The organism is Vreelandella sulfidaeris (genome assembly GCF_042429665.1).
GTDB lineage: Bacteria > Pseudomonadota > Gammaproteobacteria > Pseudomonadales > Halomonadaceae > Vreelandella.
Map to the genome: position 1 here is coordinate 614,048 of NZ_JBHMAC010000010.1, position 18,830 is coordinate 632,877.

General features: G+C 55.8%; 15 protein-coding genes. 7 read left to right on the plus strand and 8 right to left on the minus strand.

Going from position 1 to position 18,830, the window contains the following annotated elements; genetic code table 11:
* Positions 1 to 69 precede the first annotated feature (69 nt).
* Entirely contained in the window at positions 70 to 597 is a 528-nt protein-coding gene (locus ACFFLD_RS07760) for a GNAT family N-acetyltransferase (protein ID WP_386038841.1), read from the plus strand.
* 482 nt (positions 598 to 1,079) lie between these two features.
* The gene (locus ACFFLD_RS07765; protein ID WP_386038843.1) at positions 1,080 to 1,655 is read left to right on the plus strand and encodes an alpha/beta fold hydrolase; all 576 of its coding nucleotides are present in this window, start codon (positions 1,080 to 1,082) and stop codon (positions 1,653 to 1,655) included.
* Positions 1,656 to 1,738: 83 nt separating this feature from the next.
* Here ACFFLD_RS07765 and ACFFLD_RS07770 read toward each other — a convergent pair whose 3' ends face one another.
* The 6 genes from ACFFLD_RS07770 to ACFFLD_RS07795 all read right to left on the minus strand — a co-directional run bounded on the left by ACFFLD_RS07770 (position 1,739) and on the right by ACFFLD_RS07795 (position 6,617).
* A complete protein-coding gene (locus ACFFLD_RS07770; RefSeq protein ID WP_386038845.1) occupies positions 1,739 to 2,410 on the minus strand; it encodes a DUF6064 family protein in 672 nt (223 codons plus the stop codon).
* On the minus strand, positions 2,407 to 3,354 hold the full coding sequence (locus tag ACFFLD_RS07775) for an aldo/keto reductase (protein WP_386038847.1): 948 nt from the start codon (positions 3,352 to 3,354) through the stop codon (positions 2,407 to 2,409). Before ACFFLD_RS07775 ends, ACFFLD_RS07770 begins: the two co-directional genes overlap by 4 nt.
* Entirely contained in the window at positions 3,351 to 3,764 is a 414-nt protein-coding gene (locus ACFFLD_RS07780) for a hypothetical protein (protein WP_386038849.1), read from the minus strand. The genes ACFFLD_RS07775 and ACFFLD_RS07780 overlap by 4 nt, the downstream gene beginning before the upstream one ends.
* 38 nt (positions 3,765 to 3,802) lie before the next feature.
* Positions 3,803 to 4,624, minus strand: a complete 822-nt coding sequence (locus tag ACFFLD_RS07785; RefSeq protein WP_386038851.1) for an aldo/keto reductase — start codon at positions 4,622 to 4,624, stop codon at positions 3,803 to 3,805.
* A gap of 120 nt (positions 4,625 to 4,744) precedes the next feature.
* Positions 4,745 to 5,980 (minus strand): permease, encoded by a 1,236-nt coding sequence (locus ACFFLD_RS07790; RefSeq protein WP_386038853.1) that lies wholly within the window; start codon positions 5,978 to 5,980, stop codon positions 4,745 to 4,747.
* 148 nt (positions 5,981 to 6,128) lie between these two features.
* Positions 6,129 to 6,617: a TspO/MBR family protein gene (locus ACFFLD_RS07795; protein WP_386038855.1), complete on the minus strand. Its 489-nt coding sequence runs from the start codon at positions 6,615 to 6,617 to the stop codon at positions 6,129 to 6,131.
* A 208-nt stretch (positions 6,618 to 6,825) separates the two neighbouring features.
* On the opposite strand from ACFFLD_RS07795, the gene ACFFLD_RS07800 reads away from it, so the two are divergent.
* Together ACFFLD_RS07800 and ACFFLD_RS07805 are read left to right on the plus strand one after the other, a co-directional pair.
* Positions 6,826 to 7,890 carry an alpha/beta fold hydrolase gene (locus ACFFLD_RS07800; RefSeq protein ID WP_386038857.1) on the plus strand — a complete coding sequence of 355 codons (1,065 nt, stop codon included), beginning with the start codon at positions 6,826 to 6,828 and terminating at the stop codon, positions 7,888 to 7,890.
* A 227-nt stretch (positions 7,891 to 8,117) separates the two neighbouring features.
* Positions 8,118 to 8,543 carry a GNAT family N-acetyltransferase gene (locus ACFFLD_RS07805; RefSeq protein ID WP_386038859.1) on the plus strand — a complete coding sequence of 142 codons (426 nt, stop codon included), beginning with the start codon at positions 8,118 to 8,120 and terminating at the stop codon, positions 8,541 to 8,543.
* A gap of 82 nt (positions 8,544 to 8,625) precedes the next feature.
* Here the strand turns inward: ACFFLD_RS07805 and ACFFLD_RS07810 are convergent, their stop codons facing one another.
* On the minus strand, positions 8,626 to 9,912 hold the full coding sequence (locus tag ACFFLD_RS07810; RefSeq protein WP_386038861.1) for an MFS transporter: 1,287 nt from the start codon (positions 9,910 to 9,912) through the stop codon (positions 8,626 to 8,628).
* Between the two features lie 725 nt (positions 9,913 to 10,637).
* On the opposite strand from ACFFLD_RS07810, the gene katG reads away from it, so the two are divergent.
* Positions 10,638 to 12,839 (plus strand): catalase/peroxidase HPI, encoded by a 2,202-nt coding sequence (gene katG, locus ACFFLD_RS07815; protein ID WP_386038863.1) that lies wholly within the window; start codon positions 10,638 to 10,640, stop codon positions 12,837 to 12,839.
* Between the two features lie 157 nt (positions 12,840 to 12,996).
* Here the strand turns inward: katG and ACFFLD_RS07820 are convergent, their stop codons facing one another.
* Positions 12,997 to 13,956, minus strand: a complete 960-nt coding sequence (locus ACFFLD_RS07820) for an AraC family transcriptional regulator (RefSeq protein WP_386038865.1) — start codon at positions 13,954 to 13,956, stop codon at positions 12,997 to 12,999.
* Between the two features lie 472 nt (positions 13,957 to 14,428).
* On the opposite strand from ACFFLD_RS07820, the gene ACFFLD_RS07825 reads away from it, so the two are divergent.
* Together ACFFLD_RS07825 and ACFFLD_RS07830 are read left to right on the plus strand one after the other, a co-directional pair.
* Entirely contained in the window at positions 14,429 to 15,613 is a 1,185-nt protein-coding gene (locus ACFFLD_RS07825; protein ID WP_386038867.1) for an efflux RND transporter periplasmic adaptor subunit, read from the plus strand.
* 6 nt (positions 15,614 to 15,619) lie between these two features.
* Positions 15,620 to 18,796 (plus strand): efflux RND transporter permease subunit, encoded by a 3,177-nt coding sequence (locus ACFFLD_RS07830; RefSeq protein ID WP_386038869.1) that lies wholly within the window; start codon positions 15,620 to 15,622, stop codon positions 18,794 to 18,796.
* Positions 18,797 to 18,830: the final 34 nt, after the last annotated feature.

Consider the following 18,830-nt stretch of genomic DNA (forward strand, 5'->3'; position numbering starts at 1 on the left):
GCCGGACAATTTTTTCCACCGCTTCACGGCTCTGACGTTGTCGAAAAGCTCAGTGCTAAGCCCCAAAATATGATTACTGCATCAGATAGGCTGATATTACGACACCACAGGCCCGAAGATACCTCTTCAATCTTTGAAAACTATACGAGAGATCTTGGGTCAGCAAGGTATCTTGCGAGGCTGCCACACTTCAGCATCGAACAAACTGAACGAATGCTGCAGACGCTTTCAAGCCCACAAAGTCTAGCGCTAGTTGGAAAGTGTATTTGGGTGATAGAGACAGTGAAAGACGGTAGCGCTGTAGGGCTTGTAACGATTGTCGAAAGTGACGAGGCAATGGAAATTCACTTTGGTATCGGCGTTCCGTTCAGAGGCCACGGGCATGGAGCAGAGGCATTGGCACTTGCTGCACAGTATCTGCTCGAGACTGGGCAGGCCAAAAGCATTAGCTCTTTCACAGACGTTGACAACGTTGCCGCCCAACGTGCTTTGGCTAAATCAGGATTCGTATTTATTGAAAGAGCCGATAACGTTTACCAAGCGCCGCAGTTGGACGGAGAATACAGAGATGTTTACCGTTACCAGTTCAGAATTTAATAGAGGCAAGCGTTTAAATCAGCTTGTTCCAGCTTCGCAAGATGCGGTGCTACAAAAGGGATGGGGGCTTACACTGCAAGACGATTAAAGTTACGTTCGCCCTCATAGCCTACTCAATTACCTGTCCCTCCGCTGAGTTATGGTCAATAAGCAGACCTTCATTGAGCCAATGGTACTAATCTAGGGGGAGAGTCAGTCAGAAGCACCTGGATGTTCTGCCGCTCAAGATGACGCACTAGGCAGAAGCCGTGAGCGTGTTGTTAGGCGATGAAACTTACTGAGCGAGGAAGGTAAAGTGGCGTATAAAAAAAACGGTTGTGCTTATCCACGGTTTGTTTGGATCTTTGAATGATCCGAAAATTTTGATGGCGTTCGACCAAGCAGACGTGCATGCGCCTGACTTGCTTGGTTACGGTGCGTATTCCCAGCAAGAAACAGCAGACATCGATTTATTCGCTTAAGCGGAACATGTTGCTAAGTAAATGTTAGACGCTGGAATTGAACAGGCCCATATCGTAGGTCACTCGGTAGGAGGCGTAATTGCAGTTCTGTTGGCCGATCGTTATCCAGAGCTAGTTTCGTCTTTAATCAGTGTAGAAGGAAATCTCACTATTAATGACGCTTTCTGGTCTGCCGAATTGGCCGCTATGCCGATAGAGAAAGTTGAAGAAATAGTGGCCGGTTATAGACACGCGCCGTCTGATTGGTTCGCTAGCGCTGGTGTACCCATTACGGAATGGACGACACTTTTAGCTACTTCCTGGCTTTCCAATCAGCCCGCGACGACCATAAAAGCACAAGCTAAAGCAGTAGTCGAAGCAACAAAGCCAAGTGAGTATCTACGAACACTCTCTCGCCTTATAGAATCCGGCCTTGCTGTCAGTTTAATCGCTGGCTCTCGATCGTCGGATAGTTGGGACGTACTCGACTGGTTGATTCGCACATGCACGATGCGAATCAACATTGCGGATACAGGGCACCTAATGATGGCGGAGAGTCCGGCTCGATTTGCCAGAGCTGTCCAAACATGTATAGCGTACAAGCAGACCATAACCTAACGGGCTAGCCTTACCGAAGGCGCAGATGGCTGAGCAAACTCGGCACGCAGTGCCTTTGTCTTCTTATCAATGGCCACGCGCCCTTAATGTTTAGGTCTGATGCTTTTCCAAACCACCCCAACCAGCGCGATCGCCAATACGGCGAACAGTACAGCAGCACTCGTTGAATCAAGCGCTTGCAACGTTAGGCCTGACGCAACCAGCCAGAGTGCTGGAATGATGGCGGCAATCCACAGGGCGAAACCCCGCAACATGATAAGCACCAGGCCCAGCGTGGACACCGCTGTGGGGTCGGCATGAATGCCGAACACTTTTGACTGATACCAGGAGCCGCCGCTTAGCGGCGCTATTAATGGCATAAGTACGAGGCCGAAGAGGGTGATGGCGATGCCTATGGCAACCGGTGGGTGTGTTGCACGTGGTGCGTTATCTATTCCCCATCCGGTTAGCGCCATCAACACCAGCAGCATGGCCTGGATGATAAAAGCATCGCCAACATAGCCCCCGGCCCAGTTGAGTTCTGCATAGCGTTGAAGGAAAAATGCGACGGCAACAAAGGCCCACAGCGGGGCGGGGAGCAGGCAGGCGAGTCGCGGGCGTTGTTTAAGCGCCAACATCAGGGCGGCGGCGCCGACTGCGAGGGTCAGCAGGTGCAGCGGCCAGAAGGTTTCGCCCATTCGCTCCAGCAGGCGAAAGTAAACATCCGCCGTGAAGGGAATAAAGTCCTGCAGCTGGTAGCTCGTCCACTCGTTCATAGCGACTCGATATACTCGGCCATCCGCTGTCGTGCATCGGGCGAGGGCATGGGGGCGTGGCCAGCGCGCATGTTCTCGCGCATATGTTCGACCTGGGTGGTGGCGGGGATGGCGCAGGTGATCGCTGGGTGGCTGACGATAAACGTCAGCAGAAAGTCCGCCCAGGTGTTGCAACCGCATTCCTCGTTGGCCCACTCGGGCAGTGGTGCGTCACGGCGCTTGAGGGTCTTGATCAGGCTGCCGCCATCGTAAGGTCGATTGGCGATCACGCCGATGCCCCGCTCTTCTGCCAAGGGCAGTAGCCTGTTTTCAGCCTCGCGGTGGGTGATGTTGTAGGTGAGCTGAACGAAGTCGATATCTTCTGATGTCATGATCTGCTCAACCTCGCTGTGGCGGCGTCCGTGCGAGGTAGTAATGCCAATATGGCGGATGATGCCTTCGGCTTTCATCTCTTGCAGCGCTGCCAGGTGCTCACGCCAGTCGGTCAGATTGTGTACCTGCACCAGATCAAAATGCTCCACTTTCCAGCGGTCTTTAAGCTCGGCCACCTGTTCGCGTGCGGAACCACCGGCGGGGCTCCAGACCTTCTCGGCGGCAAACAGGCTTTCCGGCGTGCCAAGCTGTTGCAGGGCATAGCCCATCACATCCGGCGCTGAACCATACATGGGCGATGAGTCGATCAGGCCGCCGCCATGCTCGAAAAATGCCTTAACCACCTCAGTGCGGGCATCAAGTAACTGTGGGTCGTTGCCGACATTGAACGTCCGCCATGTGCCCATGCCAATCACAGGCAGCGTTTTGTCAGTGCCCGCAAACGTCTTCTGGCGTATCCCATTCGTGTTGGCAAAAAGTGATGCGGTGGGGAACGCCATGGCGGCAAGCGTAGCGCCGATGAACGTAAGGCTTTGTCGGCGCGTGATGTGATGCTTGATGAGATGGTTCATAGCGGTCGCTCCTGCCGTTTTTTTTGAATCGGCACCGTGGTGGCCAACACCAGCACAAAGCATGTCAGCACAAATACCTTGTTCACAAACCAGTTGGTGCGCCAGATCGACCACTCAGGGTCGGCGAGAAAACGCACGAACAGGGTGGCGATGATGACGATTTCAATGACGGACATACCCACCGCCAACGCCCGCGTATAGCGAGGCTGCTTTAGCAGCGCCCAGCCTAGCCAGACGTGCGCCAGTGGCCATAAATCCCAATAGATATAGCGTGTCCAGGGCTCGCCGTATGCCAGCGCGTAGCCAATGGGAAACAGGTATTTGATGAACAGCGTCCACGACGCGAGGATAAACAGCAGGTGGGCAAGAAAACTGATCCAGGCATTGGGGCGTGGGGCGGGCGGTGACATGGCAATGCTCCAATGCTGGGCCGTTGATGGGCGCGCTGTCACACCATTTGCAATGACTGCTTGCGCGTTGGCGGGGGATAGGCAGCGTCGATTTGCGCCAGGTCATCGTCGTCGAGTCTGAGCTTATCAGCATCGGCATTCTGTTTGAGATGCGCCAGGTTCACGGCTTTAGGAATAGCAATCACGCCGGGGTGACGCAGTGCCCAGGCGAGGGCGACTTGCGCGGTGGTGGCGCTGTGTTTGTCGGCGATACGTTGCAGGGCAGCGTCATGCAGTAGCGCGCCGCCTTGCCCTATGGGGCAATAAGCCATGAGCGGCATGTGTTGTTGTGCCTGCCAGGGCAGCACGTCGTATTCAATGCCGCGCGCTTCAGGGTTATAGAGCACCTGATTGGTAGCGCAAGCGGGCGCGTCGAGCTCTTCCAAGTCGTCAAGGTCAAAGTTCGATACGCCCCAGCGCAGGATCTTGCCCTGTTCACGCAGCCGCTCAAACGCTTCTACTGTTTCGCTCAGTGGGTACTGTCCACGCCAGTGCAGCAGGTACAAATCGATAGTCTCAGTGCCCAATCGGCGTAGGCTTCGCTCGCAGGCGGCTTGAACACCCTGTGTGCTGGCGTTATGTGGGTAGACCTTGCTGACCAGATACACGTCATCGCGCCGGTCACGGATCGCTTGGCCAACGATCTCTTCAGCGCCGCCCTCGGCATACATCTCGGCGGTATCGATCAACGTCATGCCCAGGTCCAGCCCTTCACGCAGTGCCCTGATCTCCGCCTGCCGCTGCCCGGCATTCTCGCCCATGTGCCAGGTGCCCTGGCCGATACGAGGTACGCTGTCGCCACCTAGCTCAATCGTCTGCATATCTCTTCCCATTTGTGTTGCTGTTTCGATACATGTTCATTAAATGCAGGCAACCTCGCTCGCTGCCAACAACAGCCATACCGACCAGTACCAGCACCTAGGTCAGTCAGGGCGATTAGGTCATGCCATTAGCGGCGCCACAAGAAGGCCCCCGGCCAGCCATGCAGCAGCAATAACGACAAAACCGCGCAGTACCCAAGTACCAGCCCCTGCACCGCCGCCATGGTCATGATGATGCTCATGGCCTGAATTAGCATGCTTGGCCCGATACCAGAAAAACACCAGAACCGCGGATATCGCCAGGAATATCAGGTTGAGTATGAAACCGTAGTCCACCTTGAAATGGTCGCGTTCCGTGGCCGTTTGCACCGTGCTTGCATCCGGCAGCATGCCGAAGGCTGCGAAGCCGTAATGCATAATCAGCGAAACAAACACCAGCCCACTGAGTAGCAACGCTAGGATATACAGCGACATCTTCCAGCCATAATATTGCGCATTAATTCTCAGAACCGGCAGTACCACCAAATCCGAAAAAATAAAGGCCATGACGCCCGCGAAGCTGACGCCGTTACCGAAAAGCACAGCAGCCAAGGGGATATTCCCCATGGAACCAATAAAGGTAAAAAAGGCGGCAAAAGGGCCGATTAAGGTCTGAGCCAGCAGCGATAGAAACCCTGGAGTACCTTCTGTTCCTGCACCGGGAAAAAGCCCATGGAAGAAGCTTTCAGGCACGAAGGCGGCAATCACGCCAGCAACGGTAAAACCGATCAATACATCCTTCCATACCATCTGCCATTCCATGACATAGGTCATGCCGATCTGCTGCCACCCCTCACGGCTGGTCAGTTTGGACTTCCAGCTCTTTTGTTCACCGCCGTGTTGATGATCTTCCTCATTCTTATCAAGCCGCTCTCTGGCCTGTTGAATAAGCTTTTTGGGATTGGTGACTCGAATGAAAAGCCAGGCAAAAAGGATCAGTAAAATACCGCCAATATATTCAGCCACCACGAACTGCCAAGCCAGGAAGATCGAAATGACGATACCCAGCTCAATCACCAGATTGGTGGAGGCGAGAAGAAACGCAATGGAGGGCGCTAACCCGGCCCCTTTCTGAAACAGGCTGCGCGTGGTGGCCAAGGCGGCAAAGCTGCAAGAGCTCGAGATAAAACCAAAGAAGGTACCTAACGCCATACTGCGCGGGCCGGTTTTACCCATGGCTTTTTGCATACGTTCCTTCGTTACTAGCACTTGTATCAGGCTGCTGATGATATAACCCAGCACGAATGCCCAAAGGGCCATCCAGAAAAAACCAGCACTGGTAAGCGCTGCCTGGTGCCAGAGGCTGAAAAAATCCATATTAGCTCCGGTTCGTTAAACGCAAACTTGTTGTCAGTAAAAGCTAGCAGGGATTGGCGGAGTCAACAAAGGTACCTACCGCTTGCAACGTTTTCTTCGGGCGAGCGTTCATCCCGGCTCCTGTGCCGTCAGTCGAACTGACGTAGGTTTAACCCAGCACCTGTGGATTCAACTGCCAAACGCTCCAGGTTAGCGCACAGGCCAAACTTACCCAGGCCAGATACGGCAAAAGCAGTACCCCGGCCAGTGGTTTAAGACGCCAGAACATCACCAAGGTGATCAGAATCAAGACCCACAGCGCCACCGTGCCGATAAAGGCAATAGCGCCCATTTGCCATACGAAGAACAGCCAACTCCATAACGCATTTAGTGCCAGTTGCACTACAAATACTATCAACGCTGGCCGCGCCTTTGGCTCGCGCCAGGCAAGCCAGGCGGCGATGCCCATCAGCCCATAAAGCGTTGTCCACATCGGCCCGAACAGCCATGCCGGTGGCGCCCAACTGGGCTGTTGAAGGCTTTGATAGAACGAGGCCGCCTCGATGGAGGCGACGGCACCGATGGCGGCGGCGATATAGGCCAGTACCAGCCAGCCGATCAGGCCCATCGTCTGTGTCTTGCGGGAGAGTGCACGCATGTTAGTTCCTGCTAAAGTTGTGAAACCTGTTTCAATGGTAATGCAGCGTGGCAAACTCGGCCATGACGTTAGACGGCGGTGATTGATAAGCATGAAAGCGGTAAAATCAGCGCGTCCTAATATTTAAGGCGTTAACGCGCTAAACCTGTCTTATAAATACTGCCATACTCTCTAGGTCACTTAGCCCATGGACGAGAGGAGAGACACAATGGTACGCCCCTTATTTACCTGTATACCGTTTACCTGGACACCGTTTACCCGGACCCTGCTGGCTGGTTGTATTGGCAGCCTTGCCGCGGTGGGGTCTACCGGCATCGCCGCCGCTAACGAGACACCAACGTATGACGGTGAACTGTCTGGTTTCGAATACGCCTATCCGGTGGAGCGGTTCGAGTTCAGCTCTCAGGGCCAGGATATGCAGATGGCCTATCTGGATGTTCAGCCTGAAGAGGGTAGCGCCAACGGAAGAGCAGTGGTGCTGATGCACGGCAAAAACTTCTGCGCAGGCACCTGGGAGGCCACCATCGAGGCGCTGGTGGACGCAGGCTATCGCGTTATCGCGCCGGATCAGATCGGCTTCTGTAAATCCACCAAGCCCGAGCACTACCAGTTCAGCTTTCATCAACTGGCGGGCAACACCCAAGCGCTGCTCGACAAGATTGGGGTCGAGGAGGCGACCGTCATGGGCCACTCCATGGGCGGCATGTTGGCCACACGCTTTGCGCTGATGTACCCGGAGCAGACCGAGCAGTTGGTGCTGGTCAACCCGATTGGTCTGGAAGACTGGAAAGCGCTCGGCGTGCCTTATCAAAGCATTGATGAAGGGTACCAGTCAGAGCTTGATAAAACGGCTGAGGGTATCCGAGACTATCAGCAAAGCACTTACTACGTGGGTAACTGGGAGCCTGAATACGACCGTTGGGTGAATATGTTGGCGGGCATGTACGCCGGTGAAGACGGCGAGTTAGTGGCCTGGAACCAGGCGCTGACCTCGGATATGGTCTTCACTCAGCCGGTGGTTTACGAGTTCGATGAGCTACAAGTGCCCACCTTGTTACTCATTGGCGAGCAGGACAATACCGCGATCGGTAAAGGCCGCGCCTCCGAAGAGGTACAGGAAACCCTCGGTCATTACGATGTGCTGGGCGAACAGGCCCGCGACGCCATCCCACAGGCAACGCTCGTCGAATTCCCCGAGCTTGGCCACTCACCACACATTCAGGAACCTGAGCGTTTTCATGAAGAGTTGCTCAACGGCTTGACCCACCCATAACCGCTAGGCCAAGCGCGAGCGCTTGAACCCGTTCGCGCTTTTTGGCTGTTTGGGTAAGGGGACAAGGATAGTGATCACGCCCTTTGTCCAGCAGAAGGTTAATGTGCAGCGATAGTCTGGAAATACGTTGGTTTCTATCGGCACTAGCTAGCCTTGCGCTGGCGTTTCTTTTTAATTCATGTCGTCCGTGCTAACTGCACGGAGGCGTTTGCCAGGAAATTTCACTTATGTCCGTCCATTGTCGTCCTGCCCACTCCGGTGATATGCCGGACCTTATTTCACTCCTAGCGCAGTTGGGTTACGAATGGGAAGAACCCCCGTTGGCGCAATTAATCACCGACATGCGTGGTGGGCAAGGAGAGGTATTTGTAGCGATATCCAGCGGTGCCGTGGTCGGCTTGATCAACCCGGTCGTTGACCTTCGCTTAGCGGAAGGTAAAACCGGCGAGATTGCGAGCTTAGTGGTGTCGGCAGACCACCGTGGGCAGGGCGTGGGCCGCGTATTGCTCCAGCATGCGCAAGCGTGGCTGGGTGAGCGGGTCAGCACCATCCGTATACGTACCAACGTGGTAAGAAGCGACGCTCACCGTTTCTATACCTCGGCAGGCTACAACCTCGCCAAAGAGCAAAAGGTATTTACTAAAGATACATAAATGCCTGTTAGAGGGTCTGCTTAGGCATTCGTATTCACCCTTTGATTTTCAGCCACGCCTATATCCGTGTTCGGTTAAAAGCCTAATGCACTGGCTTTTCGCTGTCCGGGTCGTTTGCAGGGTCGTTTTCAGGGTCTTCCAATGGCTCGCCTTCTTCGTTCTGAAGCTGGAGGTCGTAAGCGGCTTGCAGGCCCGTTTCCTCTTCGGTCTCTTCATCGCTTGCCTGCTGAATATGGCCTGGGTAAAAAGGCGACATAATGGCTACCAGAATGCCCAGTACCGCAATCATCGAAAACGTATCAGCGTAGCTAAAGGTATCGATCAGCCCACCAATGATGGGGGAGCCGGTGGCTTGGCCTAGCGATACCGCCATGAAAGGCAACACCGGCCCTACCGACAACCGGCCGGGCAGTAAGCGAATCCCCGTCATCAAATAGAGCCCAGTCAGACTCATGTAGGCAAGGCCGAAAATTAACGCCGAGAATGTCGCTAATATAGTCTGCGCAGGGCTCGCGGCCAGCAGCACCAGGCTTGCTGAGAGCATCATCAGCATTAGCGCTTGGGTAATCGGTGGATTATTACGGTCGGCCAAATCAGCCACAACGGCCCCGCCCAGGCCCGCAAGCCCCACTGCGAACCATAGCCAGCCGGTAGCGCTTGGCGATAAGCCACCGAGAGTAACCACTAGATCGGGGGCGAAAATCCAATAGGCTGATGAGACGAAGCCCATCAAGTAGGCGAATAACGCGAGCCTTACCAGCCGCGACCAGGGCAAGTCGCTCATAGGCGGTGGCGGGGCGGCGTTAGCGGGGGTGATGCGCGATACTGACGGCAAGAAAAACCAGGTGGCTCCCACCCCAATCACTGTTAGCACCGTGAAGGAGAGATAAGCCAGCCGCCAGGCATCCGCCATAAAAAGCACCGTGGGCACTGCCACGATGACACCAATACTGGTACCAGCATTCATTACTGAACTAACGCGGGCGTGAAGTGAACGTTTGACCATTGCCTGCATACCGGCCGTCAGTGCTGGCATCATCAAACCCGTACAAATACCACAGGAAAATACCCCTATGCCAAGCATCATCGCATCCGATGCCTGGCTAATGAGTGCCAAACCACCGACACCGAAAAGCCCTGAGATCGCCGCCGTATAGCGGGCGCCTAAGGTATGGGCCATCAAGGGAGCGACTAACGTTGCTAGTAAAAAACTAATAAGAGGTAGGGCACCTATAATGCCGATTACAGCCGTTGTAAGCGCTAACTCGTCGCGTATTTGAGGCACAAACAGCCCAAAGGCGAAGCGTGCAAGGCCGTAACTAATAGCAATTAGCGCTGCGCCAAACGCCGCGAAACTTGTGCTCGACATTGTTCTCATGGCACTCCCCCCGCTGGAAATTTCGATCTGGCGTTGTAACAGCCCCGACCTGTCATGCTAAGCACACTGGCACAGTTTGTAGAGGTACGCGATCCACCGCTTCTATCAGGCAGGCGTTAGTCGCGCGATAAATGATAAAAATCGCCGCAGTATGGCAAGAATTTCGTTATTTCCCGTTGAAGTTAGTCAGCGGTTGAACTTCGTTAGTATTAGCTAAACAGCAGCCATATGTGCGTAGTGGCATTAGCTTGGCGACGGTGTATATAAATGGCGTTTCAAATAAGCTTCTCAACCTATCAGAATTAACATTATTTAAAATAACGTCGATAATGACCAGTCTAATGGTAAGACTAAGCCAGCCGGCAGTCATTGCGGCATCCACATATCGATTAGCGGCAATAAGGTTTGTATATTTTTGCTTGCGCCTAGCGATATATCGAGCTTAATGCTGATAACACCGTCTGCAGGCGCTTCCTCGTGTGTTAAGGCTTTCGTTTGTTAAGCCTGTTTAATACCCTTTTTCACTATTAACGAGCTTGGCTAATATACTGCCTTCTAATTAATTGTTCCGGAATTGAATCCAGCACTAACGCGTTAAGGTACGATTAGTTTTTTAAATGGTATTAATAGTTATTGGTAGTGTTTTTGTTACCTAACACGATCCAGAATTATCGACTAGACTGCTTTAAACCCATCGTTTAGCCGAGGAGAATAACGTGTCTGATCAAAAGCCTACACGCCAAGAGTGGGGCGCACGCACTACCCCACGTCTGCAAGGCAACGAGCACTGGTGGCCTGACCAGCTCAACCTTAACGTTCTGCACCAGAAACACCCCGACGCCAACCCTTTCGGTGAAGGCTTCCGCTATGGAGACGCCTTTTCCCAGCTCGATGTCGATGAACTGAGTGCCGATGTCGACGCGCTGATGACCGACTCCCAAGCGTGGTGGCCTGCCGACTGGGGGCACTACGGCCCGTTTTTCATTCGCATGTCATGGCACGCGGCGGGCACCTACCGGGCGCTGGATGGTCGCGGTGGCGGCGGAACTGGCGCTCAGCGCTTTGCCCCGCTCAATAGCTGGCCCGATAACGGCAACCTGGATAAAGCGCGCCGTCTGTTGTGGCCAATCAAGCAGAAATATGGAGAGCAGCTGTCCTGGGCCGATTTGTTGGTCTTCGCGGGCAACCGGGCGCTTGAAACCATGGGCTTCAGGACCTTCGGTTTTGGCTTTGGCCGCTCTGATATCTGGGCGCCTGAAGATGATATCTATTGGGGCCCGGAGGCCGAGTGGCTAGGGACTCAAGATGAGCGTTATACCGGTAGCTTTGAAGAGGACAACCGGGTTCTTGATAACCCGCTAGCGGCCGTCCAGATGGGGCTTATTTACGTTAATCCAGAAGGCCCCAACGGCGTGCCGGATGCGGCGAAGTCGGCAAAAGACGTACGTGAAACCTTCGCCCGTATGGGCATGAATGACCGTGAGACTGTCGCGCTGACCGTGGGCGGTCACACCTTCGGCAAGATGCACGGCAACGGACCGGCGGACGCCGTGGGTGGCGCGCCGGAGGAGGCCAAGCTTCACGAGCAGGGCGTTGGCTGGGCCAATAAACATGAAACGGGCCTGGGTGAGTACACCATTACCTCGGGCCTTGAGGGTGCCTGGACGCCTACGCCGACCAAGTGGGATAACACCTACTTGGAGACGATTTTCTCCCACGAGTGGAAAGTTAAAAAGTCACCCGCGGGCGCCAATCAGTGGGAGCCAGTAGAGGTTAAGGACGGGTTCTGGGTGCCCGATGCGCACGTTGAAGGTAAAAAGAACCCGCCGGTCATGAACGCCGCCGATATGGCGATGATTGTCGACCCGGACTACCTCAAGATATCCAAGGAGTACCGCGAGAACCCGGACGTGCTGGCCGATGAGTTCGCCCGCGCCTGGTACAAACTGTTGCACCGCGACATGGGCCCACGCGCCCGCTACCTCGGCCCGCAGGTACCCAATGAGGTTCTTGTTTGGCAGGACCCGGTGCCTGAGCACGAAGGGCCGCTGGTATCTGATGAGCAAATCGCCACCTTGAAGCAGAAGATCGCTGACACTGGGCTAACCGCCAAGCAGTTGGTGAGTACCGCTTGGGCTTCGGCCTGCACTTATCGCCAGACCGACCACCGCGGGGGCGCCAACGGCGCACGTATTCGCCTCGATCCGCAAGTTGATTGGGATATCAATGTCCGCGGCGGGGTGGCGGCAGTCATTGACCAGTTGGAAAGCATCAAAAACGCTTCTGATGCCAATGTTTCATTGGCAGACATGATCGTTCTTGGCGGCAGTGTCGGTGTCGAGATGGCTGCGAAAGCCGCTGGGTATGAGCTGACCGTGCCCTTTACGCCGGGGCGCACCGATGCTACCCAAGAGATGACCGAAGTCGACACACACGCCTACCTTGAACCGCGCCATGATGCGTTTCGTAACTATATGCAGGCGCAGTCAACGTCCATTCCGGCCGAGCATTTAATGGTGGACCGGGCGTTTATGCTGAACCTTAGCGCACCGCAGATGGCGGCGCTGGTGGGGGGGATGCGTGCTATCGGTGCCAACGCTGGCGACGATAACACCGACGGCATTCTCACCAACCGTCCAGGCCAGCTAACGAACGACTTCTTCGTCAATCTCATCGATATGGGCACTGTCTGGGAGCCGGTTGACGAGAACGAGGAGCGTTTTGTGGGCCGGAATCGTTCGTCCGGCGACACCAAGTGGACCGCCTCACGGGTAGATCTTGTTTACGGCTCCAACTCGCAGCTGCGTGCCATCGCGGAAGAGTTTGCGGCCAATGGCGGCGAGCGCCACATGATCGACAAGTTCGTTGCCGGTTGGGTCAAGGTAATGGAAAACGACAGGTTCGATCTGCACCGCTGAGTGGCAGATCCGCGCGGTAAGCGCGAACCCTGATAGGGGATCTACACCCCGAACGCTGGATGCCATCCAACGTTCGGGGTGTTTCGTTTTTTGTGAGCGTGTTGATGAACGTTTTAGTGAGCGTTTTGATGAGCAAAGCTGGAGCGCGTTAAATTAGCTAGGCGGTCGAGGTGGCTGCCGCGATGCCTCTTAGCTGGCTAACATCGGCACGTGGTGGGGCGCCAAACATGCGGCTATATTCGCGGCTAAAGTGGGAAGGGCTTTCATATCCCACCCGGTAACTGGCGGTGGCCGCTTCCAGCCCCTCGGCCAGCATGAGTCGACGGGCTTCGTGCAGGCGAAGCTTCTTCTGGTACTGCAGGGGCGACATGCGTGTGACTTGCCTAAAGCTGTGGTAAAGCGTCGACTCGCTCATATTGGCTGCCGCTGCCAGTTCGCTGATCTTCAGGGGCTGGGTAAAGTGCTCTTTAAGCGCATAGATGACCCGCGCAATCCGATTCGCCTGAGAGTCCGAGGCGGTAAACCGGCGCATATGAGGCCCCAGGTCGCCCATCAGGGCTCGATAGATTAACTCTCGACGAGCCAGAGGGGAGAGTACCTTTATATCTTCCGGTGTGTCGAGCAGACTTAATAATCGATAGAGCGCGCCCTGCATCCGGGCATCCATGGGAGCCGACGTTAAGCCGCAGTCCAATTTGGAGCAGATGACATCGCTCCCCGTGGGAGGTGCCCTGTCGCCCAGTTCGAGTATCAAACCGGCGACTTCCTGAGGATCCACCGAGACTTTAACCGCCAGGTAGGGCTGCTCTGGCGTGGCATGGTCAATTCTACCTATCACAGGAAGATCAATGGCGCTCGCCATATAGCTTGGGCCGCTGTAGACGAACTCCTTGTCTCCCAATAGCACGGTCTTACTGCCCTGAACCACAAAGCATAGGCACGGTTCATAAACGGCACAGTGAAAACTGGTAGGGGCGTCAGCGCGTATCAGTTGGACCTCGGCAATTGCCGTATCCTGCAGTGCTTCCAGGGGCGACCAGCGCCGCACGACGTGGCTCAATTGCTGTGGCAGGCTGTCGCTCAAATGGGTGATCTGCTCAGGCATGATAACGGTCAATGGCTTTCCTCCTTAACAGATTGCAGTATATGCCTACGCTTCAGGAACCGAAGGCTTTTCGTTGGGTTTTGCAGAATTAGGCAATCACCGCGTTGAAATCGGCAACCCTCGCCGTGTGTCATTAAACAGACACAATGCATAGAGGCGAAAACGCACTGCTTTCACGATCTTCCAACCTTGTTTAGCGACTCACGCCTCACGACAGAATCAGGCAATCATGCCGCAGGAACGCGCTACCTGACATTCGCTCGCCTCGCCTATCGTGAGTGACGTTTGATGGGCATGCCTGTCTGTTCAGCCCCCTCATGCCACCACCCTCGTCTGTCGCTCTTTCGCAGCTTAACCGACGCGTTAAAGCCAGCGCGGTGCGAATCTGTTTACGGGCGTATTCAAGAACGTACACAAGCACGTAATTAAAAACGTAATGAACAATCTAGCTATCGGAAGCCGGTGGCCATTGGAGCAAGTAATCATGGGAAGCCTTTTACAAAGAACCCGTCTTGCAGGCGGCCGGGCGGTGATCCTGCCTCTGCTGCTAACGGCCTTGCTGTCAGGATGCGAGGCTAAGAGCGAAGAAGTGTCAGCGCCTGCACCACCGCCACCGGAAGTTGATGTGGCAGAAATCGTGGCTCAACCAGTGGTGTTGAGTGAGTCGTTCACCGGGCGCGTAGAGGCCGCTGAAACGGTCGAGTTAAGGGCGCGGGTGAGCGGCTATATCCAGGAAGTTGCTTTTGAAGAGGGCGAGTTGGTAGCCCAAGGGGATCTGCTCTTTCTGATTGATCAACGCCCTTATCAGGCGCGTGTTAGCGCTGCTCAGGCAGATCTTGCCCAGGCCAGAAGCCAGCAGGCGCAGGCGGGCAGTGAAGCCGAGCGTGCCCGCGTATTGCTGGGTCGCAAGGCTATTTCTCAAGAGGTGCACGACCAGCGTCAAGCCGCCATGAATAATACGCGTGCCATGGTGGATGCCGCGCAAGCGGCGTTAGATATCGCCGAGCTTGACCTTGAGTACACCCGCATTACGGCACCGGTCAGTGGCCGCGCCGGTCGGGCAATGGTGACCCGCGGCAACCTGGCCAATGCCGATCAGAGCTTATTGACCACGCTGGTGAGCATCGATCCAGTCCACGTCTATTTTGAGGCTGACGAACAGGCCGCGTTTGCCAGCCAGGCACTGCTGGTCGGTGATGCGCCGAACAGCCTGAGCATTGAGCTGGGCGGCGACCCTCAGCGGCAGTACACAGGCACCCTGGACTTTATCGATAACCACTTAAACCCCAATACGGGCACCCTGCAATTCCGGGCGGTGTTAGCCAACCCGGATGGCCGCATCCGCCCTGGGGAATTCGCACGGGTCGACATGCCGGTCGCGCGTTTAGAGCAAGCGTTACTGGTGGACCGCAAGGCGGTATTGACCAATCAGGATCGCCGCTACGTCTATGTCCTCGATGAAAACAACCTGGCAGAGCGGCGCCAGGTAACCACTGGGCGCCAGGTGGGGCAACAAACAGTTATTACCGAAGGGCTTAACGCCGGTGACCGAGTGATCGTCAACGGTGTACAAAAAGTGTTCTTCCCCGGCATGGAAGTGAGCCCGCAAAGCGTAGCGACTGCGCCGGCGGCTGATGCCCAACCCTCCATTGCTGCCAGGGAAGAATAAACCGCCATGAACTTTTCACGTTTCTTCGTGGACCGACCGATTTTTGCGGCGGTGCTGTCGATCATTATTCTGGCGGTAGGGCTGATCTCCATTCCCAACCTGCCGATTAGCGAATACCCGGACGTGGTGCCGCCCTCCGTGGTGGTGCGCACGGTTTACCCTGGCGCTAACCCGAAGGAGATCGCCGAGACGGTCGCCACGCCTTTAGAAGAGGCCATCAACGGCGTCGAGGACATGATGTACCTCAAGTCCGTGGCGGGCTCCGATGGCGTGCTGCAGATGACCGTCACCTTCCGCCCAGGCACCGATGCCGAGCAGGCCGCCGTTCGTGTGCAGAACCGCGTCAGCCAGGCGGAAGCCCGGCTGCCGGAAGCTGTGCGCCGCCAAGGCGTTACCACCCAGAAGCAGTCACCGACATTTCTGATGGTCGTTCACCTGACTTCCCCTAGTGGGGAATACGACACCCTCTATCTACGTAACTATGTGCGGCTGAATGTGCGTGACCGCCTGGCACGGATCGAGGGGATCGGTGATGCGCAGATATTCGGCGGCGGGGATTACGCCATGCGGGCGTGGCTGGACCCCGACCGCATAGCCGCCCGCGGCCTGACCGCCAGCGATGTAGTGGGGGCCATGCGTGAACAGAACGTGCAGGTCTCCGCCGGGCAGCTAGGGGCCGAGCCCATTGAGGAGAGTGACTCCCTAACGTTGATCAACGCCCGTGGGCGACTGGAAACGGTTGAGGAATTTGGTGACATCGTACTAACGCGTGGCGACAGCGGCGAAATTCTCAGGCTCTCCGATGTGGCGCGGCTGGAAATGGGCGCCGGGGACTATACGCTGCGCTCACAGCTGGATAGCAATAGCGCGGTGGGTGTGGGGATATTCCAGGCTCCGGGTGCCAATGCGCTGGAGATTCGCGAGCAGGTCATCGCCACCATGGACGAGCTTTCCGAGCAATTCCCGGAAGGCGTGGAATATGAAGCGGTCTACGACACCACCATCTTCGTCAATGACTCCATCAAATCAGTGATCGCCACCCTGCTGGAGGCCGTGCTGCTGGTGGTCTTGGTGGTCACGCTGTTCCTGCAGACCTGGCGTGCCTCTATTATTCCGTTGCTGGCGGTACCGGTCTCAGTCATTGGCACCTTTGGGGCGCTCTACCTGCTGGGTTACTCGATCAATACGCTGACCCTGTTTGGCCTGGTGCTGGCCATCGGTATCGTGGTGGACGACGCCATCGTAGTGGTGGAGAACGTCGAGCGGAACATTGAGGAGGGCCTGAAACCCCAGGCCGCCGCGCATCAGGCCATGCGGGAAGTCTCCGGACCGATTATCGCCGTAGGGCTAGTGCTGTGTGCGGTGTTTATTCCCATGGCGTTTCTGTCGGGGGTGACTGGTCAATTCTATAGCCAGTTCGCGGTGACGATTGCCATCTCCACGGTGATCTCCACCATTAACTCGCTGACCCTATCGCCCGCGTTGGCGGCGATGCTACTCAAGCCCCATAACGCCCCCAAGGATCGCCTCACCCGCATCATCGATAAGCTGTTTGGCTGGATTTTCCGTCCCTTCAATCGCTTTTTCAACGCTAGTTCCAATAAGTATCAGGGCGGTGTGGCTCGCTCCCTGAAGCACCGTGGCGCGGTGTTTGTGGTTTACGCGCTGTTGCTGGTGGGCACCGGCGTGATGTTCAAGGCGGTACCGCCAGGGTTTATTCCGGTGCAGGATAAACTCTACCTGATTGCAGGCGTCATTCTGCCGGAAGGCGCGTCTCTGGAGCGAACCGATCAAATGCTTCAGGACGTGGTGGATATCGCCATGGAGACTGAAGGCGTTGAGCACGCCATAGCCTTTCCTGGCTTGAATGCGCTGCAGTTCACCAATACCTCCAATACCGGGGTCGCTTTTCTTACTCTCAGCGCCTTTGGTGAGCGCACCCTTGGCGCCGCTGACATTAATGCTCGCATCAATCAGGGCATTGGCGGCTTGAAAGAGGGTTTTGCGTTCTCCTTCATGCCGCCGCCGATTCTGGGGTTGGGCAACGGTTCTGGTTTCCAGCTGTTTATCGAAGATCGCGGTAATCTTGGCTATGGAGCCTTGCAGGAGGCCGTTAATCAACTCCAGGGCGCGATTGCCCAAACCCCCGGGTTGGGGTTTCCTATCAGCAGCTATCAGTCTAACGTGCCTCAGTTGGATGCAGAGGTCGATCGGTTGAGAGCCAAAGCCCAGGGCGTGCCGTTGACTGAACTCTTCGACACCTTGCAGACCTACCTTGGCTCGACCTATGTGAATGACTTCAACCGCTTTGGTCGCACCTGGCAGGTCATCGCCCAGGCGGACGCCCCTTATCGGGCAAGCGTGGAAGATATCGCCAAACTGCGTACCCGCAATGACCAGGGTGAGATGGTGCCGATTGGTACGATGGTGAATATCAAACAAACCTTCGGTCCGGACCCGGTACTGCGTTACAACGGTTATCCCGCGGCGGATCTCGCCGGAGAGATTGACCCACGGGTGCTCTCTTCTGCCCAGGCGATGGACGTTATCAACGCGCTGGCGGAAGAAGTGTTACCCCCGGGTATGGCATTGGAATGGACCGATCTGAGCTACCAGCAATCCACCCAGGGCAATGCGGCCATGGTGGTCTTCCCGCTATCGATCCTGCTGGTATTTTTGGTATTGGCAGCACTCTATGAAAGCTGGACGTTACCATTGGCAGTGATTCTGATCGTGCCGATGTCGATGCTGGCGGCGCTGATAGGCGTCTGGTTTGGCGGTGGTGACAACAACATCTTCGTACAGGTAGGGCTGGTGGTATTGATTGGCCTGGCGTGTAAAAACGCCATCTTGATCGTGGAATTCGCCCGGGAGTTGGAGCTGCAGGGCAAGAGCGTGGTGGAGGCAGCCCTGGAAGCCTGCCGGTTGCGTCTGCGACCTATCATCATGACGTCGATTGCCTTTACGGCGGCGGTGTTGCCTTCGGTGATCGCCACTGGTGCGGGTGCCGAGGTACGGGCGGCGCTGGGTACCGCGGTGTTTGCAGGCATGATTGGTGTCACGCTGTTTGGCTTGTTCCTGACCCCAGTGTTCTACGTGGTGCTGCGTAAACTGTCCGGCCCTCTGGTCAGCCATCACAGCCACACGTTAGAAGCCCCAGCTTACCCAGCCAGCCATTCCTGAATAGCAGGAAGAACGACCGGGTAGCGCTTGGGCG